General features: G+C 66.1%; 20 protein-coding genes. 6 read left to right on the top strand and 14 right to left on the bottom strand.

What is annotated here, in order from left to right; translation table 11 throughout:
• Positions 1-11: 11 nt before the first annotated feature.
• The 9 genes from siaD to IB268_RS03155 all read right to left on the bottom strand — a co-directional run bounded on the left by siaD (position 12) and on the right by IB268_RS03155 (position 8,804).
• On the bottom strand, positions 12-812 hold the full coding sequence (gene siaD / locus IB268_RS03195; protein ID WP_054459223.1) for a biofilm regulation diguanylate cyclase SiaD: 801 nt from the start codon (positions 810-812) through the stop codon (positions 12-14).
• On the bottom strand, positions 809-1,186 hold the full coding sequence (gene siaC, locus IB268_RS03190) for a biofilm regulation phosphoprotein SiaC (RefSeq protein ID WP_054459225.1): 378 nt from the start codon (positions 1,184-1,186) through the stop codon (positions 809-811). Before siaC ends, siaD begins: the two co-directional genes overlap by 4 nt.
• A gap of 36 nt (positions 1,187-1,222) precedes the next feature.
• The gene (siaB, locus tag IB268_RS03185) at positions 1,223-1,762 is read right to left on the bottom strand and encodes a biofilm regulation protein kinase SiaB (protein ID WP_054459227.1); all 540 of its coding nucleotides are present in this window, start codon (positions 1,760-1,762) and stop codon (positions 1,223-1,225) included.
• Between the two features lie 23 nt (positions 1,763-1,785).
• Positions 1,786-3,768: a biofilm regulation protein phosphatase SiaA gene (siaA, locus tag IB268_RS03180; protein ID WP_199728345.1), complete on the bottom strand. Its 1,983-nt coding sequence runs from the start codon at positions 3,766-3,768 to the stop codon at positions 1,786-1,788.
• 308 nt (positions 3,769-4,076) lie between these two features.
• Positions 4,077-4,781, bottom strand: a complete 705-nt coding sequence (locus IB268_RS03175; RefSeq protein WP_059373986.1) for an ABC transporter ATP-binding protein — start codon at positions 4,779-4,781, stop codon at positions 4,077-4,079.
• Entirely contained in the window at positions 4,781-5,548 is a 768-nt protein-coding gene (locus IB268_RS03170) for an ABC transporter ATP-binding protein (protein ID WP_054459230.1), read from the bottom strand. Before IB268_RS03170 ends, IB268_RS03175 begins: the two co-directional genes overlap by 1 nt.
• Positions 5,545-6,510: a branched-chain amino acid ABC transporter permease gene (locus tag IB268_RS03165; RefSeq protein ID WP_054459232.1), complete on the bottom strand. Its 966-nt coding sequence runs from the start codon at positions 6,508-6,510 to the stop codon at positions 5,545-5,547. The genes IB268_RS03170 and IB268_RS03165 overlap by 4 nt, the downstream gene beginning before the upstream one ends.
• A 2-nt stretch (positions 6,511-6,512) precedes the next feature.
• Positions 6,513-7,433: a branched-chain amino acid ABC transporter permease gene (locus IB268_RS03160; RefSeq protein ID WP_013391329.1), complete on the bottom strand. Its 921-nt coding sequence runs from the start codon at positions 7,431-7,433 to the stop codon at positions 6,513-6,515.
• Between the two features lie 207 nt (positions 7,434-7,640).
• A complete protein-coding gene (locus IB268_RS03155) occupies positions 7,641-8,804 on the bottom strand; it encodes an ABC transporter substrate-binding protein (protein ID WP_054459234.1) in 1,164 nt (387 codons plus the stop codon).
• A gap of 359 nt (positions 8,805-9,163) precedes the next feature.
• On the opposite strand from IB268_RS03155, the gene IB268_RS03150 reads away from it, so the two are divergent.
• From IB268_RS03150 to IB268_RS03130, 5 genes are all read left to right on the top strand, one after another.
• Positions 9,164-9,658, top strand: a complete 495-nt coding sequence (locus IB268_RS03150; protein WP_054459239.1) for a MarR family winged helix-turn-helix transcriptional regulator — start codon at positions 9,164-9,166, stop codon at positions 9,656-9,658.
• Positions 9,659-9,708: 50 nt separating this feature from the next.
• On the top strand, positions 9,709-10,731 hold the full coding sequence (locus tag IB268_RS03145) for a hypothetical protein (protein WP_192353793.1): 1,023 nt from the start codon (positions 9,709-9,711) through the stop codon (positions 10,729-10,731).
• Positions 10,732-10,830: 99 nt separating this feature from the next.
• Entirely contained in the window at positions 10,831-12,057 is a 1,227-nt protein-coding gene (argJ, locus tag IB268_RS03140; protein ID WP_192353792.1) for a bifunctional glutamate N-acetyltransferase/amino-acid acetyltransferase ArgJ, read from the top strand.
• A gap of 24 nt (positions 12,058-12,081) precedes the next feature.
• Positions 12,082-12,948, top strand: a complete 867-nt coding sequence (locus IB268_RS03135) for an ATP-binding protein (RefSeq protein WP_054459246.1) — start codon at positions 12,082-12,084, stop codon at positions 12,946-12,948.
• On the top strand, positions 12,941-13,903 hold the full coding sequence (locus tag IB268_RS03130; protein WP_119451845.1) for a Nudix family hydrolase: 963 nt from the start codon (positions 12,941-12,943) through the stop codon (positions 13,901-13,903). The genes IB268_RS03135 and IB268_RS03130 overlap by 8 nt, the downstream gene beginning before the upstream one ends.
• Before the next feature lie 99 nt (positions 13,904-14,002).
• Here the strand turns inward: IB268_RS03130 and IB268_RS03125 are convergent, their stop codons facing one another.
• Positions 14,003-15,196, bottom strand: coding sequence for a low temperature requirement protein A (locus IB268_RS03125; RefSeq protein ID WP_054459250.1), 1,194 nt, complete (start codon positions 15,194-15,196; stop codon positions 14,003-14,005).
• Between the two features lie 502 nt (positions 15,197-15,698).
• Here IB268_RS03125 and vapC point away from each other — a divergent pair.
• A complete protein-coding gene (gene vapC, locus IB268_RS03120; protein WP_192353791.1) occupies positions 15,699-16,109 on the top strand; it encodes a tRNA(fMet)-specific endonuclease VapC in 411 nt (136 codons plus the stop codon).
• A gap of 135 nt (positions 16,110-16,244) precedes the next feature.
• Here vapC and IB268_RS03115 read toward each other — a convergent pair whose 3' ends face one another.
• The 4 genes from IB268_RS03115 to IB268_RS03100 are packed head-to-tail and all read right to left on the bottom strand — an operon-like array spanning position 16,245 to position 19,592.
• Positions 16,245-16,985 carry an ABC transporter ATP-binding protein gene (locus IB268_RS03115; RefSeq protein ID WP_054459254.1) on the bottom strand — a complete coding sequence of 247 codons (741 nt, stop codon included), beginning with the start codon at positions 16,983-16,985 and terminating at the stop codon, positions 16,245-16,247.
• Position 16,986: 1 nt separating this feature from the next.
• Positions 16,987-17,694, bottom strand: coding sequence for an ABC transporter ATP-binding protein (locus IB268_RS03110; RefSeq protein WP_054459256.1), 708 nt, complete (start codon positions 17,692-17,694; stop codon positions 16,987-16,989).
• 14 nt (positions 17,695-17,708) lie between these two features.
• Positions 17,709-18,590, bottom strand: coding sequence for a branched-chain amino acid ABC transporter permease (locus IB268_RS03105; RefSeq protein ID WP_192353790.1), 882 nt, complete (start codon positions 18,588-18,590; stop codon positions 17,709-17,711).
• Between the two features lie 9 nt (positions 18,591-18,599).
• Complete coding sequence (locus IB268_RS03100; RefSeq protein WP_054459260.1) at positions 18,600-19,592, bottom strand: branched-chain amino acid ABC transporter permease; 993 nt, start codon at positions 19,590-19,592, stop codon at positions 18,600-18,602.
• Positions 19,593-19,634 lie beyond the last annotated feature (42 nt).

Below are 19,634 nucleotides of genomic sequence, written 5' to 3'. Positions count from 1 at the left end.
CTGATCCGGTTTCATCTGCGCTTCGGAAACCCGAGTTCGACGCGGTCGCGTCCGTCCTGCTTGGCCAGGTACAAGGCCTGGTCCGCACGGCTGAGCGTTTCAGAGAAGGTTTCTCCCAACTGGTGATATGCCATGCCTATGCTGACCGTCAATCTCAACACGCCATCCCCCACCGTGATTGCCAAGGCGCGCACCGCGCCAACCAGCCGGTCCATGACGCGCTGGGCATCCTCGGGCTGGGTGCTGGGCAGCAGCACCAGGAATTCCTCGCCGCCCCAGCGGCCGCATAGATCGTATTCGCGCAAGTTGTCGCCCAACGCGCCGGCCAGCTCGACCAGCGCGCGGTCGCCTGTTTCATGGCCATAGCGGTCGTTGACCGACTTGAAATGATCCACGTCCAGCATCGCCACCACGAAGGTCGATCCGCCGCGAGACACGCGCAAGACCTCCTGCTTGATCATTTCCATCAAGGCGCGCCGGTTCAAGAGGCCGGTCAAGGGATCGCGGTTGGAGGTTTCCTGCAATGCGGAGTTCAGGTCCCGCATCATGTTCTGGTAGTGGTCCGAGATGCGCGCGATGCGGGTCAGCCGGCGCAGTTGCCGGTCGAAACGGTCGCACAGGCCCAGCTCGCGTTCGTGCGCCATGCTCTGGTAGGCGTCCGACAGTTGGGTCACGCGCTCGATGCGCGCCATCTGTTCGGCCGTATGCCGCCAGAGCGCGTCCAGCGCTTCATGCAACGGATGGCCCTGATAGACCGGATCCGCCAGCAATTCGGCGATGCGCTTGTCCAGCTGGGCGGCGTCGGATTTCATTGGCGGCCGACAACGGAAAAGGGAAACGTGCAGTCTTCCTTGAATTCCTCGGCCAGTTCGCCGACGCGCTCATTGCGCATGTCGTAGAACCAGGTGACGCTGACCTCGCGGCCCTTGTTGTGGGCAGCCTCCAGCAGATCGAAGATGTCCATGACGGACTTGATGCTGCTGGTGTTCAGGTAGAGCAGTTCCAGCTCCAGCTTCAGGGGCGCGGCGCTGCTCAGCAGATAGGCTTCGACCCATTCGATGACGGGACCGAACAGCTCGAAGGAATTCTCGGGATAGGAGTCGCCGCGCATCGCCAGCACGCCGGCAGCGGTGTCGGCGGTGATGGCGGGCGTGGACTGGGTCCCGGGAATGTTCAAATCGTTCATTAGTTGCTCCAAATATATTCTTGGCCCGGCACGCCTTCAGATCACGACGCTCAGGCTGAAGAAGGCCTGCCCGGGCGCTGCGGCGGGCGTCAGGCTGGCCTCCAGCGGCGCGCCAGCGCGGCGGGCGATATCGATCAGCCCCAGGCCGGCGCCCGAGGCGACGCCCTGGGCGCGCGGCTTGTGCAGCTGCGCCTTGTACTCGGCCTTCAGCGCCGCCTTGTCCAGCGCGGCCAGTTCCTGGATGCGGGCGACCAGCGCCTCGCCGTCCTCCGCCTTGACCAGGTTGCCCGCCGACACCACGTAGCGGCTTTCATCGCGGCGGCCGATCACCACGGTGGCCGAGGCGTCCAGGTCGTCATGCAGCGCGGCGTACTGGCGGATGTTCTGGATCATCTCGATGTAGACGGAGAAAACGTCCATGGCCTCGGCCGGCCGCGCGTGCTCCGCGTTCAGATAGTTCTTGAGCGCATTGCCGATTTCCTCGATCAGGCTGCGGGAAGTCGGTCCGTTGAAGCACAACAGAGTGCGATTCTGGTTGAACCGTTCGCCCAATGCGTAAAGATCGGAGGCATTCATGGGGGTAACCGCCCTGATAACGTTTATTCGAAACGGAACGACAGCAAGGTGATGTCATCACGCTGCGGCCGCCCGCCTTGGTACTCTGCCAGCGCCTGGGTAAAGGCGGCCGCCTGTTCGGTTAACGGCCGGCGCGCGTGCGTCTTGAGCATTTCCGCGAACCGGGTATTGCCAAAGCCAAAGCCGTGTTCGCCTCCCGCCTGGTCCAGGAACCCGTCCGTGACCAGGTAGTAGGTCCAGCCGGACTCCATCCGCAGTTCGATGTTTTCGTAGGTCTCGGTGCGCTTGTCGCCCAGCGCCCGCTTGCCGCCGGGCACCTCGCGCAGTTCCTCGCCGTTGCTCGCGTACAGGCTGATCTTGGCGCCCGCATAGCGCAACCGGCCGCCCTGGCGGTCAATATAAACCAGGGCCGCATCCGTGTTCGTGGCCAGCGCACGGGGCAATTGCGCGTCGGCAAGCATGGCGCGGATGGCGTTGTCGGTGCGGGTCAGGATGGCGGCGGGGTCGGCCGGGCCGGCCTCGGTGATCGCCAGATCTATGGCGGCGCGGGCCAGCATGGTCATCAATGCGCCGGGCACGCCGTGGCCGGCGCAATCCATGATGCCCAGCAGGCAGTTGGCGCCGTCGGAGCGGAATACGTAGAAGTCGCCGCCCACCACGTCGCGCGGCTTCCACAGCACGAAATGGTGCGCGCCCAGGGACTGGGTAAGCTGGCGATCCGGCAGAATGGCGCGCTGGATCAGGCTGGCGTAATCGATGGAGTCGTCGATTTTCTTGTGCGCGGCGGCCATGGCGCGATTGGCGTCCTCGAGTTCGGAGGTGCGCTCGCGCACCTTGGTTTCGAGTTCAGCCGTGTGCTGGCGCACCTTGTCCGCCATCACGCCGAAGGCGCGGCTGAGGTCGCCGATTTCGTCCTGGCCGCCCGGAGGCAGGCGCACGTCGTAGCTGCCGTCGGCGATGGCGCGCGCCGACTGCTGCAGGCGGCGCAAGGGGCGCAGCATCAGGCGCTCGATGGCGTAGCCGAAGCACAGCAACATGGCCGCGAACAGCACCACCAGGCCGATCGCCGCGGGCCAGAGCCAATCCGTGTCCAGTACCCGGGCCGCGCCCAGGTCCACCACCGTCAGCACATGCCAATGCAGTTCCGGCATGTAGGCTACGGACACCAGCTGCCGGATGCCGTCCATCTTGACCCAGGCGGATTGCACCGACTGCGGGTCGGTCCGCGCCGCCTTCATGGCCGCGGCCAGCTCGGCGCGGCCCTCGCCGCCGTCCAGCAGGTTGAACACCGTGCCGCGGGCAGCGCCGCCCGCGCCCGAGTTGTAGGCAATGAGCGAGGCGTCCATGTGGGCCTGGATCGCGCCTTCCTCGTCGACGATGATCGGCGTGACCCCGGGCTGGCCGCTGTTGACGAATTCACGCAGGAATCCGCCTACGTCCAGACCGGAACCGGTCAGGCCGATGACCCGGTCGCCGTCGCGCACCTGGACGTTGATCCAGACCTTGGTGGTCTTGAGCTTCAGGTCCGGGTTGACGTTGATGTTGTATTTGGCGGGAGACGCCAGCGTCAGGTAGAACCAGGCGTCGTCGGCCGCGCTTTTGCTCAGCGTGTAGCGCGGCGTCTCGGACAGGGGCTGGTCGTCGTTGAAGTAATAATTGCCCGAGGCGGCGCTGGCGATGAAGTAGGCGCGTCCCAGCAGATCGCGGCGGTAGCCGTCGGCTTCGCGAAAGAACAGCTCGCGCGCGGCCGGGTCGCTTTCGTGCCGCAGCCAGCGGCGAGTGACCTCGCTATCCGCCAACCGCTGCGACAGGGCCAGTTCACGGGACACCGGCGCCAGGATGCGCTGGCGGTTCAATTGCGTGAAGTTGTCGGAGAAAGCCCGTCCGAAGTGCTCCCTGACCCCGTCCAGCACCTGCCAGCCGATCAGGGCCGCCGGCGCCAGGGCAACCAGGCACGCCAGCAACAGCGCCATCAACGATTTTCTGCGCAAACCCCATTTCGCCATGCAAAGTCTTCCTTACTGCCTGATAAGACGTAACGTGCGTGAAGGGGACGCATGGGCAGACTTTCGTTGTGTAACGATGTTTCGCCGCGCGCTTGCCCCGCTTGTCCAGCCATGAGCCTGTTGCAGGCGTACCCTGGAGGCACGTCCGGCGCGACAAGTGTAGAGAACAGTGGATCCAATTGAAACAGGAGCAAACGCTTGTAAGACGCTCGGGCGTCCTAAGTTGCACTACTGCAATGTAAATATCGATTTATTGCTTTTTATTTCACGACCGGCAGCGTTTGCCTGTTTACATTGCAGCTTTCTTGCTACACGCCCAGATAGCGTTCCCAGAGGCCGCGATCCGCGTCCAGGGCCTGGGAGTCCCCCGTCCAGACGACCTTGCCGCGCTCCAGGATCACGTGGCGGTCCGCCAGGCTCAGCAGCCGTTCGACGTATTTGTCGATGACCAGGATAGTCTGCCCGGCCTGGCGCAGGCGCGCCAGGCAATTCCAGATTTCCTCGCGGATCTTGGGCGCCAGGCCTTCGGTGGCCTCGTCCAGGATCAGCAGCCGCGGATTGGTGACCAGCGCCCGGCCGATGGCCAGCATCTGCTGTTCGCCGCCCGAGAGCTGGTTACCCATGTTGCGGGCGCGTTCGTGCAGGCGGGGAAAGAGTTCGAAAACGCGCTCCGGCGTCCAGGGTTCGCCGATGTCCGGGTTGCGGGCGGCAACGAAGGCCGTCAGGTGCTCGCGCACCGTCAGGTTCGGGAAGCACTGCCGCCCTTCCGGCACGATGGCCATGCCGACCCGGGCGATGCGGTCCGGACTCCAGCCGCTGATGTCCTGGCCCGCGAACTGGATCTTGCCGCCGCGCAGGGGCAACTGGCCGAACAAGGTGCGCAGCAGCGTGGTCTTGCCCATGCCATTGCGGCCCAGCAAGGTCACGACCTGGCCCGCGCCGATTTGCAGGTCCACGCCGAACAGCACCTGGCTGGCGCCGTAACCGCTCTTGGCGGATTCGATGGTCAGCATCACGCGGTCTCCTCGTCGCCCAGGTAGGCTTGCCGCACTTCCGGGTTGGCGCGGATTTCGTCGGGGGTGCCGGTCGCGATGACGCGACCGTAGACCAGCACCGACAGGCGGTCGGCCAGGCGGAACACCGCCTGCATGTCGTGTTCGACCAGCAGCATGGCGGCTCGGCCCCGCATGGATTCGATCAATTCGGTCAGGCGCACGGTTTCGTCGGGCCCCATGCCCGCCATGGGTTCGTCCAGCAGCAGGACGGCAGGCCGTGCGGCCAGGGCCAGCGCGAATTCGACCTTGCGCTGTTCGCCGTGCGGCAGGGTGCCGGCCGGGCGTTCCAGCAGGCTGGCGTCGATGGCGCATTCCCGGGCCAGCTCGCGCGCCTGCTCGTACAGGGCCGATTCGGCGGCGCGCGGCTTCCAGAAGCGGAAGCTGCTGCCGGCATGCGCCTGCACCGCCAGCACCAGGTTGTCCAGCACGGAGGATTGCTTGAAGATATTGGTGATCTGGTACGACCGCGACAGCCCGGCAGCCACTCGCTGATGGGCGTTCATGCTGGTGACGTCGCGTCCGCCTACCGTCAGCTTGCCCGAGTCAGCCGTCAACGTGCCGGACAGCAGATGGATCAGCGTCGACTTGCCCGCGCCATTGGGGCCGATGAGGGCATGGATCTCGCCCGGGTTCAGGGACAGCGACACATTGTCGGTGGCGACCAGCGCGCCGAAGCGGCGCACCAGTCCCGTGGCCTGCAGGGCCGGCGTTACAGCTGCGTTCATGATCCCGCCTTGCCGGATTGGGTGGCAGCGGCGCGGCCGCTGAACAAGGGGCCGAACAGCCCGACCAGGCCGCGCGGCGCGCCGAACACCACGCACAGCAGCAGCACGCCCAGGGGCAGGTGCCAATATTCGGTCCACAGGCGCAGCACTTCCTCCAGGGTCAGCATGACCACGGCGCCCGCCACGCCGCCATAGCGCAGGCCGATGCCGCCCACCAGCACCATGATCAGCAGGTTGGCCGACTGGGTCCAGTGCATCAGGCTGGGCGAGATGAAGAGATTATGGTTGGCCAGCAACGCGCCGGCCAGGCCGGCCACCGCGCCGCTCAGCGTGAAGGCCATCAGCTTGATGCGATAGACCGGATAACCCATGGATTCCATGCGCGATTCGTTTTCGCGTATGCCTTGCAGGGCGGTGCCAAAGCGCGAGGTCACCACGCGGCCGAACACCCACATGATCAGCGCGAACAGCGCCAGCACCAGGTAATAGAAGCTGACGTCATTGGCCAGGTCGATGCCCGGCAGGCTGGAGTAGCCCGGCAGGTTCAGCCCGTCCTCGCCGCCGTACTGCCGCAGCGAGATGAAGATGTAGAACAGCATCTGCGCGAAGGCCAGCGTGATCATGATGAAGTACACGCCGCGGGTGCGCAGCGAAATCGCCCCCGTGATGCAGGCCAGCACCGCCGCCAGCAGCATGGCCACGGGCCAGACGATCAGGGCGGACGTCACGCCCGACATGGCCAGGATGCCGACCGCGTACGCGCCCGCGCCGAAGAACGCCGCGTGTCCCAGCGCCACCATGCCGCCATAGCCCAGGATCAGGTTCAGGCTGGTCGCGGCCAGCGCATAGATCAGCACGCGCCGCACGAAGGAAATGTAAAAGTCCAGGCCCAACGCCGGCGCGACCAGGGGGAATACGGCCAGCGCGGCCAGCAGGACCACGGTCCAGATCATGGATTTCATGCTCAACCCCGCGCCGGAAACAAGCCGGAGGGCCGGAACACCAGCACTGCCGCCATCAATACATAAATGGCGATGGCGGCCAGCGTCGGTCCGACGCTGGAGGCCACGGCCGGGGAAAAGACCTGGCGCAGCAGCATGGGCAGGAAGGCCCGCCCCGCCGTATCCACCATGCCCACCAACAGTGCGCCGACAAAGGCGCCGCGAATCGATCCGATGCCGCCGATCACGATGCATACCAGCACCAGGATCAGGATTTCCTCGCCCATGCCCACCTGTACCGACGTGATCGGGCCGAGCAAGGCGCCGGCCACGGCGGCCAGCATGGCGCCCAGCACGAATACGCCCAGGAACAGCAGCGGCACGCGCACGCCCATCAGGGTGGCCATCTGGCGGTTGGACGCCCCTGCCCGCACCAGCACGCCCGCACGGGTGCGCGTCACGAACCAGTACAGGCCCGCGGCGGCGGCCACACCGAACACGATGATCATCAGGCGGTAGGCGGGATAGAGCAGATCGGGCAGCAGCCGGACCGGGCCGGACAGCGCGGCCGGCATGTTCAGCATGACGGGGGCCGGCCCCCAGATCATCTTGACCAGATCGTTGGCGATGAGGATGACGGCATAGGTGCCCAGCACCTGGGCCAGGTGGTCGCGCAGCGCCAGGCGGCGGATCAGCGTGAGTTCCAGCACCACGCCGACGATGCCGGTGGCGACTGCCGCCACCAGGACGGCAGCGGTGAATGAACCTGTGCGCTGCATGGTTTCGGCGGCGACATAGGCGCCGGCCATGTAGAGCGAGCCGTGAGCCAGATTCATGATGTCCATGATGCCGAACACCAGGGTCAGCCCGGCCGCGATCAGAAACAACATCAACCCAAACTGCAGACCGTTCAGCAATTGCTCGACGATCAGCGTAAACGTCATGAAGACTTCCCCCTGCCGCGAAGTGCCGATGGCCTGGTTCGCGGCCTAATCAATAGAGCCATCTGATTGCGCATCGCGTCCGCGCACCAGGCACGGCGCATGCAGCGGTGTCACCCGACCCGGATGCCGCGGAGCCGGCTTCGCCGGTCCGCAGGCATGCCCCCTTGAGGGGGAAGCGCGCAGCGCTTCGGGGGTGGGTCTTTCCCTCTACAGCTTACATTCGCCGACGTAGACGTCCTGGTACTTGTCGAACACCTTGCCCACCAGCTTGTTGGTAATGCGGCCGCTGCCGTCCTTGTCGACGACACGCAGGTAATAAGACTGGATGGGATAGTGGTTCTTGCCGTAAGTGAAGCTGCCGCGCACCGAGGGGTAGTCGGCTTTTTCAAGCGCGCGCACGATGGCTTCGCGGTCGGAGGCCTTGCCGCCGGCCTGCTTGACGGCAGCGTCCATGGCCATGATCACGTCGTAGGCCTGGGCAGCGTACACCGAGGGGTAGCGGCCGTTGTATTCCTTGCGGAAGGCTTCGACGAAGGCCTTGTTCTGCGGCACGTCCAGGTCATGCGCCCACTGCGCCGTGTTGTACATGCCCAGCATGGGTTCGCCCACGGCCTGGATCACGTCCTCGTCGGCCGAGAAGCCCGGGCCGATCAGCTTGACGCTTTGCGACAGGCCGGTCGAGACGAACTGCTTGACGAAGTTGATGCCCATGCCGCCCGGCAGGAAGATATAGACGGCGTCCGGCTTGGCGGCGCGGATCTGCGCCAACTCTGCGGCGTAGTCGATCTGGCCGAGCTTGGTGTAGACCTCGTCGCCCGGGGCGGTCTTGTAGCCGCGCTTGAAGCCGTTGAGCGCATCCTTGCCGGCCGGATAGTCCGGGGCCATGATGAACATCTTCTTGAAGCCGCGATCCGCCGCAACCTTGCCGGCCGCTTCGTGGAAGGCGTCGTTCTGGTAGGACGTGCCGAACCAGTACGCATTGCACTGCGCACCGGCAAACTGGCTGGGGCCGGGGTTGTTCGACAGGTACGGCACCTTGGCCGCGAACAGCGCGGGGCCCACGGCCAGCGCCACGTTCGAGCCGATGGGGCCGGTGAAGAAATCGACCTTGTCGCGCTGGATGTAGCGCGTCACCAGTTGGCGGGCCTGGTCGGGGTTGCCGCCCATGTCGGTCTGCACGAATTCGGCGGGCTGCCCGCCCAGCTTGCTGCCCAGTTGCTTGATGGCCAGGTTGAAGCCGTCGCGGGCTTCGGCGCCCAGGGCGGAGAACGGACCGGAGATGTCGTTGGCGATGCCGACCTTGATGGTGTCGGCGCCGGCCAGTGCCGGCACCAGGGCGGCGGCGGCCAGAAGGGAAGTGATCAAACGCATGGTGGTGTGCTCCGTGCGCGAGCCCGCGCAGAGGGTGTTCTTTTTTGAAATCGCGATTCGAAAAACTTCGTGCAGCACAGCCAAGGCTGGCGTGCTTCATAGTTTAGGTTTAAAGTATTCGGCAAAACAAGTCTAGGGTTTTTACCAAAGGGTTTTTACTAATAAGCTACCGCCATGGTTACCCTCCACCCAAACTATGAACGCGCCGTGCCGGATACCCGGCGCGACGTTCGCGCGACAGTACCCGACATCCCGCCGATACTCAAGAAGCGCGCCGCCGGCAACGCCGCGGCCCGCCTGACGATCCTTGATCGACAGCATCTGGCGCCCGCCCCTCATTCCCGGTAATTTCCATAGCCATGACCGACACCCCCGACCTGGAATCCCGCGCAGCGCCCGACGATCACCATGCGCTGCGCCTGTGGCTGCGCATGCTGACCTGCGCCAATCTCGTCGAGAGCGAGATCCGCAGCCGCCTGCGCAATGAGTTCGACACGACCTTGCCGCGCTTTGACCTGATGGCGCAATTGCAGCGCGCGCCCAAGGGCATGAAGATGGGCGAACTGTCGCGCCACATGATGGTCACCAACGGCAATATCACCGGCATCACCGACCAGCTCGAAAAAGAAGGCCTGGTGGTGCGCACCAAGGTCGAATCCGACCGCCGCAGCTCGCTCATCAAACTTACGCCGCTGGGCAAGAAGAGCTTCTCCCGCATGGCCCGCGCCCACGAATCCTGGGTCAAGTCCATGTTCGGCGACCTGCCCGAAAGCACCCGCAACGCGCTGTTCCAGGCCCTGGGCGAACTCAAGCTGCAAGTGGTGGCGACCCGCTCCGAATCCGCCAAGAACTGAACGCCCGCAGGCGCCCATGTCCGCCTGCGGATTGGCGCATAATTGCCGCCATGATTCCGGTTTCTCTTCCTGGCGGTAATTTCTACGTGCTGATGGCAGCTTCGCTGGCCTGCCTGGCCACGCTGCTGACCTGGCTGGCCGTGCTGGCCACCACGTCCAGCGCCCGGGAATGGCTTGGCGGCCACCGGCGTGGCGGCGCCGTCCTGATGGCCCTGCTTGCCATCGTCGGCGCCATCTTTCCCTATCAGCAGTTCAGCCTGTGGTTCTCGGCCCGGCAAAGCGCCCAGGCCGACGCCGACCGCAAGACCGTGCTGGCCCAGTCCACCCAATTGGCGGGAGTGGAGATGCCGGCCGGCACCGTGCTCAGCCTGGCCAAGCCAGGCGATCTGGCATCGTTCGATCTCGCCGTCTTCCCCGAAAGCAACCCCGCCTCCATCCAGGGCGTCGCGGCCACGCGCATGTTCCGCTACCCGGCCAGCAGCAAGCAGGCCGAGACCCTGTCGGTGGAGATCGCGCGCGACCAGGCGCAGGACGGCTGGCTGTGCGCGCATGGGCACCGCCTTGAATTCGTGCTGCACGATGGCCGCCCGCGCTTTGCCAGTTGCCATCTGGCCATCGGCAATACCCTGAACCAGCAGCCCGTGCCGCCCGGCGCCTGGCTGAAGGTCATCAATGGCGGCAGCGCCGCCGACGCGCCGCGCTGGCTGCTGCGCACCGAAGGCAGCGAGGCGCTGGAGGTGGGGCGCATGCCCATGCTGAAGGTGGACATGCAGCTGGACAGCCAGCGCCGCATGCTGGATTTCGAAGGCCTGCTGGCGCGCGAGACCGTACTGGGCGACATGACCTACCAGCCCGGCACCCGGGTGCTGGCCGCCAACCCTAGCCTGCCCGGCGCCCAGCCCGGCGACCTGCTGTTCTCGCCGTCGCGCGGACGTTCGGCGCGGCGCGCGGGCGGCGAGGACGTGCCGGCGGGCAAGTCGGTGCTGCAGTCCCCGGACGGCGCCGTGCGCAGCGTGCTGGGCAACCGCGAGGCCGGCGTGCTGGACGTCGCGGCCATGCGGATCGGCCCCTGACCGGACGCTGTCCCAATCCGGTGGGATAATACGAAGCTTTCCCCCGCGCGCCGCCTCGCCTGGCGGCGATTCCGTCCTGCTCATACATGAGACGAAGTCATGGCCGTTAATCTGCAGATCCCCTCCGAGTCCGAAATTTTTCCTGTTGCCGGCGTTGAAATCGGCGTTACCGAGGCCGGCATCCGCAAAGCCAACCGACGCGACCTGACCGTGTTCCGCTTCGCGCAGGGCACCAGCGTGGCCGGCGTGTTCACGCGCAACCGCTTCTGCGCCGCGCCGGTGCAGGTCTGCCAGGCCCACCTGGCCGCCGGCGGCCCGATCAGCGCGCTGGTCATCAACACCGGCAACGCCAACGCCGGCACCGGCGAAGAAGGCCTGCAAAAAGCCAAGGACACCTGCGCCGCGCTCGGCAAGCTGCTGGGCGTACCCGCGGCCGAAGTCCTGCCCTTCTCCACCGGCGTCATCCTGGAGCCGCTGCCGCTGGACCGCCTGGTGGCCGGCCTGCCCGCCGCCATCGCCGACCTGGGCGCCGACCACTGGTTCAGCGCCGCCCACGGCATCATGACGACCGACACCCTGCCGAAGATCTCGTCCGCCAAGGTGCAGATCGACGGCAAGACCGTCACCTTCACCGGTATCAGCAAGGGCGCCGGCATGATCCGGCCCAACATGGCCACCATGCTGAGCTTCCTGGCGACCGACGCCGGCATCGCCCAGCCGCTGCTGTCCAAGCTGGCCGGCGAAATCGCCGACGCCTCGTTCAACCGCATCACGGTCGACGGCGACACCTCCACCAACGACTCCTTCATCATCGCCGCCACCGGCAAGTCGGGCGTCGAAGTGAACGCCGAATCCGATCCGGCCTACGCCGCCGTGCGCGCAGCCCTGACGGCCGCCGCGCTGGAACTGGCGACCAAGATCGTGCGCGACGCCGAAGGCGCCACCAAGTTCATAACCATCCGCGTCGAAGAGGCCGGCACCACCGAGGAAGCGCTGAAGGTGGCGTACGCCGTCGCCCACTCGCCGCTGGTCAAGACCGCCTTCTTCGCCTCGGACCCCAACCTGGGCCGCATCCTGGCCGCAGTGGGCTACGCCGGGATCGACGACCTGGACGTGTCCAACATCCGCCTGTGGCTGGACGATGTGCTGGTGGCCAAGGACGGCGGCCGTAACCCCGCCTACCAGGAAGCCGACGGCCAGCGCGTGATGAAGCAGGCCGAGATCCAGGTGCGCATCGCCCTGGGCCGCGGCCAGGTCAGCGACACGGTCTACACCTGCGACTTCTCGCACGAATACGTGTCGATCAACGCCGACTACCGCTCCTGATCCGAAACTTCCGGGACTTCAGACGTGACCGCAACCGAGTTCTCCACCCTTATCCAGCGCGCCGAGCGCGTGCTGGCGCAGCTGGAAGCCTGGCTTCCGCCCGCAACGCCCGAAATCGACTGGACCGCCCACGCCTACCGCTGGCGCAAGCGCGGCGCGCGCGGTTGGCTGGACGCCGTACGCCACGTCGCGCGCATCGACATGGCGGACCTGCAGCACATCGAGCGCCAGAAGGGCATCATCGATCGCAACACCCTGCAGTTCCTGGAAAAGAAGCCGGCCAACAACGTGCTCATGACCGGCGCCCGCGGCACTGGCAAGAGTTCGCTGGTCAAGGCCATGCTGGCCGCCTATGGCGACCGCGGGCTGCGCCTGATCGAAGTGGACAAGTCCGACCTCGGCGACCTGGCCGACATCGTCGAGCTGGTCGCCTCCCGTCCCGAACGCTTTATTGTGTTCTGCGACGACCTCTCTTTCGAGGAAGGCGAGGCCGGCTACAAGGCGCTGAAGTCGGTGCTGGACGGGTCGGTGTCGGCCTCGGGCGACAACGTGCTGATCTATGCAACGTCCAACCGGCGCCACCTGATGCCGGAATACATGAGCGAGAACCTGGCGGCCAAGCATCAGCCCGACGGCGAGATCCACCCCGGCGAAACCGTCGAGGAAAAGATCTCGCTGTCCGAACGCTTCGGCCTGTGGCTGTCGTTCTACCCCTTCAAGCAGGACGACTATCTGGACATCGTCTACCACTGGCTGCGCGAGCTGGGCTGCCCGGAAGCGCAGATCGAACCCTCGCGCACCGAGGCGCTGCAATGGACGATCGAGCGCGGCTCGCGTTCTGGCCGCGTGGCGTACCAGTTCGCGCGCGACTGGGCAGCCCGTCATGTCTGAAAAGATCGTCGACGTCGCCGCCGGCCTGATCCTGCGTCCGGACGGCATGCTGCTGCTGGGACAGCGCCCCGAAGGCAAGCCCTGGGCGGGCTGGTGGGAGCTGCCCGGCGGCAAGCTCGAACCCGGCGAAACCGTGCTGGAAGCCCTGGCGCGCGAACTGCAGGAAGAAATCGGCATCCGCGTCACGCAGTCGCGCCCCTGGGTCACCTACGTGCATGCCTACCCCCACACCACGGTGCGCCTGGCGTTCTGCCACGTCACCGGCTGGGAGGGCGAACCGCGCAGCCTGGAAAACCAGCGCCTGGAATGGGTCGCCCCTGCGCAGGCCGCATCGGTGGGAGATCTGTTGCCCGCCACCCTGCCCCCGCTGCGCTGGCTGCAGTTGCCCACGTCCTACGGCATCAGCTCCGTGGGTTCCCGTGCCGGCGTGGCCGCGTTCCTGGGCCGTCTGGAAGCGGCTCTGGCGCGCGGCGTCAAGCTGGTGCAGCTGCGCGAACCGCAATGGCCGGACGGCGTGGCCTCGCCTTCGCTGCATGAAGTGCTGCAACAGGTGCAGAAGCGCTGCCGCGCCGCGGGCGCCCGGCTGCTGGTCAACAGCATCCATCCCGCCGCCTGGTGGCGCGAGGCCGATGGCGTGCATCTGCGCGCGGCCGATGCCGCCAAGCTCACGGCGCGCCCTGAACTCCCCGCGGGCGCGCTGGTCGGCGTGTCGGCCCACGACAATGCCCAGGTCGTCCACGCACGCGAACTCGGCGCCGACTTCGCGGTACTGGGTCCCGTGCTGGACACGCCCAGCCACCCTGGCGCGGCGACGCTGGGTTGGGAAGGCTTCGTCGCGGGCAATCGCGACGCCGGCATCCCGGTGTTCGCGCTGGGCGGCCAGTCCACCCAGACCGTATCGCAGGCGCTGCGCCACGGCGCGCACGGCATTGCAGGGATACGCGGCCTGATCTGAGCCGCGCGGCGGCTTTGCTGAAAGCCGCCGCCTGCCAGCTCCACGGGGGCATCCAACGGCTCCCTCTGGGGCAGCCCTCCGGCCCTCACGGGATTGACGCTACTCCGCGATTCCTTGCGGAACGCCGGCATGCGCCCTGCGCCGCGACACGCTCTCCCACGCCGCCACCAGAATCATGATCAACGTGGTCAAACCGCCCACCATGAGGTTGTCGGTCACAAAGGCCACGGGCGCCAGCACGGCCAGCAGCACCAGCCCCACTACGTGCGACAGCGGGAAGCGGCCGTAGACCACTGTCTTGTAAATACCGTTGCCCGCCAGGTATAGCGCCGGGCCACCGATCAGCGCGGCGGCCGCCGGCATGGCGATGCGCCCGTCCGGATGCAATATGACGAGTTCGTTGGCCACGGCGGACACGATCACGCCGGCGATCAGGATGACGTGCACATAGTGGAACCAGGCGCCGATGCGGCCTGGATCGTCGCTATGCACGATGGCCTCGCTGCCGTCACGGCTGCTGGTGTCGAAGTACACCCACCACATGGCGGCCGTGCCCAGGAAAGCCGCCAGCAACGCGATCAGCGCGGGCGCGTTCCAGCGCTCCAGGCCTGCCAGCGTGGCGCCGGTGATGAGCAGGGTTTCGCCCAGCGCCACGATGACGAACAGCTGGCAGCGCTCGGCCAGGTGGCCGCCCTCGATCGTCCATTCGCTGGTCGCGGAACGCCCCAGGCCGGGAAACCGAAAGCCGATCATGGGCGACAGATACTCGCAGGCCACCGCCAGCGCCCACAGCGCCAGCCGCGTGCCGTCCTGGGACAGTCCGCCCGCAATCCACAAGACCGCCGACACGCACAGCCACGCCAGCATGCGGCGGAAGTTGGGCGCCAGCGGATGCGCAGGCCCCAGGTGCAGCACGATGAATAGCGTGCGTCCCACCTGGATCAGTGCGTAGCTGACGGCGAACACCAGCCCCGTGGCGCCGAACGCGCCCGGCAGGGCGGCGCCAAAGACCAGGCCGGCCAGCATCACGGCGAACAGCATGATGCGCATGGGCACGGCGTCGGGATCGAACCAATTCGTGACCCAGCAGGTGTATTGCCAACCAAGCCAGACGGCGAACCACAGCACCAGGGAGTGGAGCGCGCCCAACAAGGTCAGATCATGCAGCAGACCGTGGGAGATCTGGGTGACCGCGAAGACGTACACCAGATCGAAGAACAGCTCGACGAAAGTGACGCGGGCTTCGTGCCCGTCGCGGCGGCGCAGCAGGTTGGCGCTTGCGAGAAAGGTCATGGCATGGGCCTCGCCTTGGGGATGATGGCGCAGCCAGATTAGCGCAAGGCGGGTCGTGCCGGATCGTCAAAAAATGCAAAGCCCGGCGGGCGTGGCGGCGATGCCACGGGCCGGATCTGCGCGGCCTTGCCGCCACCCGCAACAGCACGGAACCCAGCCGAAGCCGCACTAGGCTCGCAGCGACCTGCGGTAAGCCGTCATAGGCGGGAGACATGCGGCGCGCTATAAAAGGCGGGCGCCATACATCAGTCGAGGAGAGCGCCATGAAATCAGAATCCATCTATAAAACTTCCCATGGCCGCCCAGCAGGCCGGCACAAAACCGCCGCCCGGCCAGCCAGTCCGGCACTGGGGTACATCGTCGCCATCAACCAACGGCAAACGCCGGCGCCGGCGCCCGCACCCGCCGACACGTCCTGGGACTCCTGGTTCGCAGGCGAGTCCGTCACTGCCGACTTTCTCAACGACCGCGATCAACCCGTGGACAGGGCAGGAGGCCGCTCATGCCGCTGAAGTTCGTGCTGGACACGAATACCTGCATCTTTGCCATCAAGAACAAGCCCGACGCAGTGAAGCAGGCGTTCAACCGACGGCAGGGCCAGTTATGTATCAGCGCGATCACCGCCATGGAGCTCGCTTATGGCGCGGAAAAGTCCGCCGCCCCCACCCGCAATCACGCCGTGGTCGACGGCTTCCTGAAGCGCCTGGAAGTGCTCGACTATGACCATGACGCGGCAGCAGATTCCGGTCAGCTTCGCGCGGAACTGGCGCGCGCCGGAACGCCCATCGGCCCCTACGACGCCATGATCGCCGGCCACACCCACTCGCGCGGCCTGGTACTTGTTACGAACAACACGCGTGAATTTTCCCGCGTGCCCGGGTTGCGGCTGGACGATTGGACGCTGAAACACTGAGCCTGGGTGTCCGTCGCCCCGCTGTCGTGCCCCTGTCGTATCGCTGCGCCGTCCTATCGGCTACCTTGGTGACTCCGAACCAATGGAAAAAGCGCGAGGTCGAAAAGCGGCTGGGGCGACCGCTCTGACCCGCAGTCAATCAATCTTGTAATCCATCCAGGACGCAACCATCTCGCGCAACCCGCCGCCGTCGTCGAAGGCTTCGCGCCCGCCCTCGGCCTTGTTGCGACCCAGTTCCAGGATGTACATATAGTCGGACACCTCGGCGCAGCGGCGCACGTTCTGGTCCACCAGCACCACCGTCATGCCCTCGTCGGCAAAGCCGCGGATCAGCGTGTAGATCTCCTTGGAGATCTTGGGCGCCAGCATGGCGGTGGGCTCGTCCAGCAGGATGACGGACGGCTCGATCAACAAGGCCCGCCCGAACTCCACGAAACGCTGCTGTCCGCCGCTCATGCTGGAGACGGGGTCGTCGCGCTTCTGCGCCAGGATCGGGAAGCGGTCATAGACGGAGTCGATGCGCTGGCGCACGCGAGCCTTGTCCTTGCGGAACGGCCAGCAGCCCAGCAGCAGGTTGTCGTGCACCGACAATTCGCCAAACAGGCTGCGGTGCTGCGGCACGAAGGCCACGCCGTTGCTGGCGCGCTCGTGCGAGGGCTGGGCGCTGATGTCCGCGCCGCGCAGCGTGATGCGGCCGGTGCGCGGCGGCAGGAAGCCGAACATGGTCTTCAACACCGTGGACTTGCCGGCGCCATTGGGGCCGATGACGCCCGTCACCTTGCCCGCGCGCGCCTGGATGTTGACGTGGTTCAGGATGGTGATGTCGCCGTGGTAGGCCACGGTCACGTCTTCCAGCGCGAGTATCGACGTGCTCATGTCAGGCTCCCAGATAGGCTTCGACCACGCGGGGGTCGGCGCGCACTTGCTCGGCGTTGCCCTGGCTCAGGATGGCGCCTTCGTTCATGACGATGATGTGGTGGGACAGCTGGTAGATCGAGGTCAGGTCGTGCGACACCAGCACCACCGAGCAGTCGTGCTCGCCCGGCAGTTCGCGGATGACCGAGATCAGCAGTTGCGCCAGCGCCGGATTGACGCCCGCGAAAGGCTCGTCCAGCAACACCACCTTGGGTCGCGCCACCATGATGCGCGCCAGTTCCACCAGCTTCTGCTGTCCGCCGGACAGCTCCTCGGCGTAGTTGTGGCGCAGCCGGTGCAGCTCTACCTTGTGCAGCCAGTATTCGGATTGGGCGTAACGCTCGTCGGCGCTGCGGCCGGTCTGCTGCTGCGCGACCTCCAGATTGTCCAGCAGGGTCAGCTGCCGGAAGATGCGCGGCACCTGGAAGGTGCGGCCCACGCCCAGCCGCGCGACTTCGTGGATCTGCTTGCCGGCGATGTTCTGGCCGTCGAGCTCGATACGGCCCTCGTCCGGCGTGTAGATGCCGTTGATGCAGTTGAGCATGGTGGTCTTGCCTGACCCGTTCATGCCGATGACGCCCAGGATGGAGCCGCGCGGCACGTCCAGGTCCACGCCCTGCAAGGCGACCAGCCCGCCGAAGCGCTTCTTGAGATTGCTGACTTTCAACATGTGTCCGGCTCCTGTTAGCGCAGCGCCTGGCGGCCGAAGAGTCCGCTGGGCCGGATGAAGATGGTGGCGACCATGAGCGCAAAGCCGCAGATGGTGGCAATGGAAGGATTGAAGAACACCACCGAGACCTGCTCCGTGACGCCGAACAGCAGCGCGCCGACCAGGGCGCCCACCGGATGGCCCAGCCCGCCCAGCACGATGACGATGAAGCCGATCAGCGTGTAGTCGTTGCCCATGAACGGCGAGAACGCTGGAAACACCATCGCCACCAGCACGCCGCTGGCGGCGGCCAGGCCGATGCCCAGGCCGAAGGCCACGGCCGACAGGCATTCGGCGTTGATGCCCACGATGCGCACCGCGTCGCGGTTCATGATGATGGCGCGCAGCGCCTTGCCCAGCTGGCTGCGGTACAGGAACACCGTCAGCGCTCCGATGATGGCCAGGGCGATCACCAGCGCCAGGAGGCGCACGGTCGGGATCAGCACCGGCCCGAATTTCAGGAACACGGGCTCGATCTCATAGGGCAACGAACGCGCGTCGGCGTCGAACACCAGCAGCATGATGGCGCCCAGCATGATGGACACGCCGAACATCAGCAGCAGCGAGCTGATCTCGGGATCGTCCGCCTTGGACAAGCGCGGAATCAGCACGAAGTACAGCAAGTAGCCCGCCAGGAAGAATGCGGCGAAGGCCAGCGGCAGCGCCACCAGCGGATTGATGCCGGCGTACTCCATCAGATAGAAGGCGAAGTACGCGCCCAGCACCAGGAATTCGCCGTGCGCGAAGTTGACCACGCGCAGCACGCCGAAGATCACGTTCAGCCCCACGCCGATCAGGCCGTAGATGGCGCCCAGGATCAGGCCGTTGATCAGCCCTTGGATAATCAGTCCGGTCATGGCGGTTCCTCAGGCGATGTAGCGGCGCAATTGCGGCTTGCGTTTGATCAGGCTGCCGACGATGCCGCGCGGCAGGAACAGCATCAGCAGCACGATGATCAGGCCCAGCAGCAGCAGGTTCACCACCGGGAATTTCTGCCAGATCATGTGGTCGATGCCCAGTAGCGCCAGCGTGCCGACGACTGGTCCGAGGATGGTGCCGAAGCCGCCCGCCATCGCGTAGATGATGCTCTTGGCGGTGATCAGCACGTGGAAGGCGTACTCCGGATCCACCACGTTCGTGTACCAGGCCTCGATGCCGCCAGCCAGCGCCGGGAACAGCGCGGCCAGCAGCCAGGCCTTGAGGCGGGTGTTGGGCACGTGGATGCCGACGCAGGCGGCCGCGCCGTCGTCGTCGCGAATGGCCTTGAGCGCGCGGCCCAGGCTGGACACCGACAGCCAGGTGACGGTGGCAAGGGTGGCGCCCATCACCGCCAGCATGGCGTAGTAGCTATGCGTGGGGTTGTTGGCATTGGACAGGATGATGCCCATGCTGCCGCCGGTGAAGGACTGCGGCAGGTTGGAGATGATCAGCTTGACGATGGTGGCCAGCGCCAGGCTCACGATGCCGAAGTACACCCCGCGCAAGCGCAGCGTGGGCGCCAGCAGCAGCGCGATCGCCACGCCCACGCCGCCCGCCGCCAGCAGCGACGGCAGGATGGGCCAGCCCAGGATCTTGTAGCAAATGCCGGTGGCGTACGAACCCACGCCGTAGAACACCACGTAGCCGAACGGCAGATAGCCGGTGAAGCCGACGCAGATGTTCATGGCGCTGGCCATGGTGATCCACAACATCAGGTAGAACGCGAACGAGATGTTCGACGTGGCCATCGGAATCAGAGCCAGGCCCGCGGCCAGGCCGGCAAAGACGATGATGGCGATGCGGGTGCGCAACCGCATTGCGCGCTGATCCTGCGCGCGATGCGAGGCGGCGCCCGCCGCCAGGACGGGACTGCTGCTCATATGTCTTCCTCCGGGCCGTTTCCGGGTTGGACGGCCGCTTTA

The organism is Achromobacter sp. ACM01, assembly GCF_014851745.1.
Classification (GTDB): domain Bacteria; phylum Pseudomonadota; class Gammaproteobacteria; order Burkholderiales; family Burkholderiaceae_B; genus Achromobacter; species Achromobacter aegrifaciens.
Note: the sequence above shows the minus strand (reverse complement) of the source record. Positions and strands in the feature narration are given on the sequence as shown.

Excerpts from the sequence above, each read along its gene's own strand:
- siaD (WP_054459223.1), bottom strand. The coding sequence starts at position 812 with ATGAAATCCGACGCCGCCCAGCTGGACAAGCGCATCGCCGAATTGCTG.
- siaC (WP_054459225.1), bottom strand. The coding sequence starts at position 1,186 with ATGAACGATTTGAACATTCCCGGGACCCAGTCCACGCCCGCCATCACC.
- siaB (WP_054459227.1), bottom strand. The coding sequence starts at position 1,762 with ATGAATGCCTCCGATCTTTACGCATTGGGCGAACGGTTCAACCAGAAT.
- siaA (WP_199728345.1), bottom strand. The coding sequence starts at position 3,768 with ATGGCGAAATGGGGTTTGCGCAGAAAATCGTTGATGGCGCTGTTGCTG.
- IB268_RS03175 (WP_059373986.1), bottom strand. The coding sequence starts at position 4,781 with ATGCTGACCATCGAATCCGCCAAGAGCGGTTACGGCGCCAGCCAGGTG.
- IB268_RS03170 (WP_054459230.1), bottom strand. The coding sequence starts at position 5,548 with ATGAACGCAGCTGTAACGCCGGCCCTGCAGGCCACGGGACTGGTGCGC.
- IB268_RS03165 (WP_054459232.1), bottom strand. The coding sequence starts at position 6,510 with ATGAAATCCATGATCTGGACCGTGGTCCTGCTGGCCGCGCTGGCCGTA.
- IB268_RS03160 (WP_013391329.1), bottom strand. The coding sequence starts at position 7,433 with ATGACGTTTACGCTGATCGTCGAGCAATTGCTGAACGGTCTGCAGTTT.
- IB268_RS03155 (WP_054459234.1), bottom strand. The coding sequence starts at position 8,804 with ATGCGTTTGATCACTTCCCTTCTGGCCGCCGCCGCCCTGGTGCCGGCA.
- IB268_RS03150 (WP_054459239.1), top strand. The coding sequence starts at position 9,164 with ATGACCGACACCCCCGACCTGGAATCCCGCGCAGCGCCCGACGATCAC.
- IB268_RS03145 (WP_192353793.1), top strand. The coding sequence starts at position 9,709 with ATGATTCCGGTTTCTCTTCCTGGCGGTAATTTCTACGTGCTGATGGCA.
- argJ (WP_192353792.1), top strand. The coding sequence starts at position 10,831 with ATGGCCGTTAATCTGCAGATCCCCTCCGAGTCCGAAATTTTTCCTGTT.
- IB268_RS03130 (WP_119451845.1), top strand. The coding sequence starts at position 12,941 with ATGTCTGAAAAGATCGTCGACGTCGCCGCCGGCCTGATCCTGCGTCCG.
- IB268_RS03125 (WP_054459250.1), bottom strand. The coding sequence starts at position 15,196 with ATGACCTTTCTCGCAAGCGCCAACCTGCTGCGCCGCCGCGACGGGCAC.
- vapC (WP_192353791.1), top strand. The coding sequence starts at position 15,699 with ATGCCGCTGAAGTTCGTGCTGGACACGAATACCTGCATCTTTGCCATC.
- IB268_RS03115 (WP_054459254.1), bottom strand. The coding sequence starts at position 16,985 with ATGAGCACGTCGATACTCGCGCTGGAAGACGTGACCGTGGCCTACCAC.
- IB268_RS03110 (WP_054459256.1), bottom strand. The coding sequence starts at position 17,694 with ATGTTGAAAGTCAGCAATCTCAAGAAGCGCTTCGGCGGGCTGGTCGCC.
- IB268_RS03105 (WP_192353790.1), bottom strand. The coding sequence starts at position 18,590 with ATGACCGGACTGATTATCCAAGGGCTGATCAACGGCCTGATCCTGGGC.
- IB268_RS03100 (WP_054459260.1), bottom strand. The coding sequence starts at position 19,592 with ATGAGCAGCAGTCCCGTCCTGGCGGCGGGCGCCGCCTCGCATCGCGCG.